The 2,586-nt window shown below is 70.9% G+C and carries 3 protein-coding genes; 2 read left to right on the top strand and 1 reads right to left on the bottom strand.

Annotation, left to right across the window (positions count from 1 at the left end):
- Positions 1-148 precede the first annotated feature (148 nt).
- A complete protein-coding gene (locus ACWJ6R_RS34365) occupies positions 149-784 on the top strand; it encodes an amino acid-binding protein (RefSeq protein ID WP_449066208.1) in 636 nt (211 codons plus the stop codon).
- Between the two features lie 83 nt (positions 785-867).
- On the opposite strand, the gene ACWJ6R_RS34360 is transcribed toward ACWJ6R_RS34365, so the two are convergent.
- Positions 868-2,151 carry an ABC transporter ATP-binding protein gene (locus tag ACWJ6R_RS34360; protein ID WP_449066207.1) on the bottom strand — a complete coding sequence of 428 codons (1,284 nt, stop codon included), beginning with the start codon at positions 2,149-2,151 and terminating at the stop codon, positions 868-870.
- 319 nt (positions 2,152-2,470) lie between these two features.
- Here ACWJ6R_RS34360 and ACWJ6R_RS34355 point away from each other — a divergent pair.
- The coding region (locus ACWJ6R_RS34355) for a LacI family DNA-binding transcriptional regulator (protein WP_449066209.1) at positions 2,471-2,586 on the top strand (116 nt) is incomplete at its 3' end.

The raw sequence follows: 2,586 nt of genomic DNA, 5'->3' as shown, positions 1-2,586 counted from the left end.
GCCGCCCGGGGACGGAGCTCCGGGCGGGCCGGCGTATCGGCCGCCCCTCCCGGGGGTTCCGCACCACAGGACATATCCTGGACATCTCCTCCGAACATCTGTGAAACCTGTCCAGGACACCCTGGGGGCCAGAGAGAGGTGATCGGTCATGATGTTGCGGTTACGGGTGTCCTTCCCCGACAGGCCGGGCGCCCTGGGACAGGTCGCCCGGGTGCTCGGCACACTGGGCGCCGACATCCTGCAGGTGACGGTCCTGGAACGGGAGACCGGCCGGGCGGTGGACGACTTCGTGGTCTCCTGGCCGGGGTCGCCGGACACCGCGACCGTCCGGGACCGGCTGTCGGCCGTCCCGGGGATCCGCGTCGAGGGCGTCTGGCCGACCCGCGAGATCCCGGGGGCCGCCCCCGACTACGACCTGCTCCGCCACGTCGCCACCGATCCCGCACGGGCCTTCGCCACGCTCGTGGACGCCGTGCCCGACCTGGTCGGCGCCGAGTGGGCGGTGGCCCTCTCCTCCAACGGGGACGGCCTGGTGCACCGGAGCTGGCAGGCTCCGCCCTCCCTCGACGAGGACGGCGGCATCGCCGGGGTCAAGCTCGCCGACCTCGCCTCGCTGCGCCCGGCCACCCTGACGTCGGGCTCCCACCGGCTGATGAGCCTGCCCGTCCCCGTCGCCGGGATGCACCTGGTGCTGGCCCGGACCACGGGCCCGTCGTTCCACCGCGCGGAGGTGGACCGCGCCGGCAGGGTCGTCGAGATCGTCTCCCTCATCGCCGGCTCCTAGCGCCGCCCTCTGTCACGTTCCAGCGGCCTGTCACGTTCCAGAAGGCGGGCACGGTGTGCTCGTCCCGTCCGGCGGGGAGCCGATCAGCGGTGCGGCGGGTCGATCCGGGAACCGTCGGGTGCGAAGAGCAGCAGGCGGGTGGCGTCGACGCCGACCCGGGCGGGCTCCCCGGCCCGCCAGACGGGTCGGGAGCCGACCCGGACGATGAGGTCGGCCCGGCGGTGGGTGCCGCTGGACTGGTCCTGCGCCTGGTACTGGGGCTCGGCCTCGGCCTCCCCGCTCGACAGCAGCCGCCGCATCATCGCGCGGATCCGGCCGCCCTGGGCGGAGGAGCCGGCCTGGGCCTGCAGCCGGGGGTCCGGGGGCTCGGGGACGCTCACCGAGGTGATGCCGGACTCGACGTAGGCCATCCACTCGTGGCCGTGGTACTCCAGGGCCCGGACACGGCCGAGGAAGACCGGCCCTTCGAAGGTGTCCGGCACCGGGGCCAGGCAGTCGGGGCGCAGGCCGACGATGATCTGCTTGCCGACGTGCTGGGAGATGGCGTAGGCGCGCGGATCGCTCCAGGGGATGGTGATCTGGTGCGGGCCGAAGTCCAGCAGGATGAACTGGTTCTGCGGCGTGCGGACGACGGCCGAGAGCAGGTTCAGCTGCTGGGAGTTGAGGAAGGCCGCGGTGAAGGCGGTGGCCGGGTCGTTGTAGACCTGGCCGGGGGTGCCGACGTCCTGCAGCACGCCGCGGTTCATGATGGCGATCCGGTCGGCCAGGGTCAGCGCCTCGACCTGGTCGTGCGTGACGTAGATGGTGGTGACCCCCAGCGAGCGGACCAGCGAGCCGATCTCCATGCGCAGTTCGGTGCGCATGCCGGCGTCCAGGTTGGACAGCGGCTCGTCCATCAGGAAGAGCGAGGGCTGCCGGACGATCGCGCGGCCCATCGCGACCCGCTGCCGCTGGCCGCCCGAGAGCGTTCCAGGGCGGCGGTCGAGGGTCTCGTCGATGTGCAGCGCCTTCGAAAGCTCGGTGACGCGCTCCCGGACCATCTCCGGGTCCGCCTTGGCGATCTCCATCGGGAAGGAGAGGTTGCCGCGGACGGTGCGGTGCGGGTAGAGCGCGCCGTTCTGGAAGACCATGGCGACGTCGCGGTCACGCGGGGCGAGGTCGTTGGCCAGGGTGCCGCCGAGCCACAGGTCGCCGGAGGTGACGTCCTCCAGCCCCGCGATCATCCGCAGCAGGGTGGATTTCCCGCAGCCCGACGGCCCGAGGAGCACCAGGAGCTCCCCGTCCTCGGCCCGCAGGTTCATCCGGTCGACCGCGAGGTACCCCCCTGGGTACACCTTGGTCACGTTGTCGAGGACGACGGTACTCATGCGCGCTCGTTCCTCCCGGACGAGGATGCCCGGATCCAGCCGTGTGATTGATGAGGTAGTACATCGCGCAATATGGCTGTGTGTCCATAGATGACACCAGAAATCACACATCTGCAGGTCACAACTCTGTCACCCCCTCGTTCCCGTCTCGTCAGCCGGACTGATTTCCGGTAATCGCCTGGCCGCGCCGCCGTCGTCCGCCCGCGGGAGCCGACGGGATGTTAGTATTTTCGGAAAGTTTACGTAATAAATTTCACAGCGGGCCGGGGTGGGCCGTCCGGCTTGCCGCCTCCTCCGCCCGCATGGTGAGGTGGAGCCGATGGACGGTGAAGTGACACAGATCCCGCGCTCCCGCGCCGACGGGACCGTCACCCGTCTGGCCGACATCGCCGCGCAGGCGGGGGTGAGCGAGGCGACGGTCAGCCGGGTGCTCAA

The sequence above is a fragment of the Planomonospora algeriensis genome, from assembly GCF_977012225.1.
The sequence above is the reverse complement of the archived record's forward strand: the minus strand, read 5'-3'. Positions and strand labels throughout refer to the sequence as shown.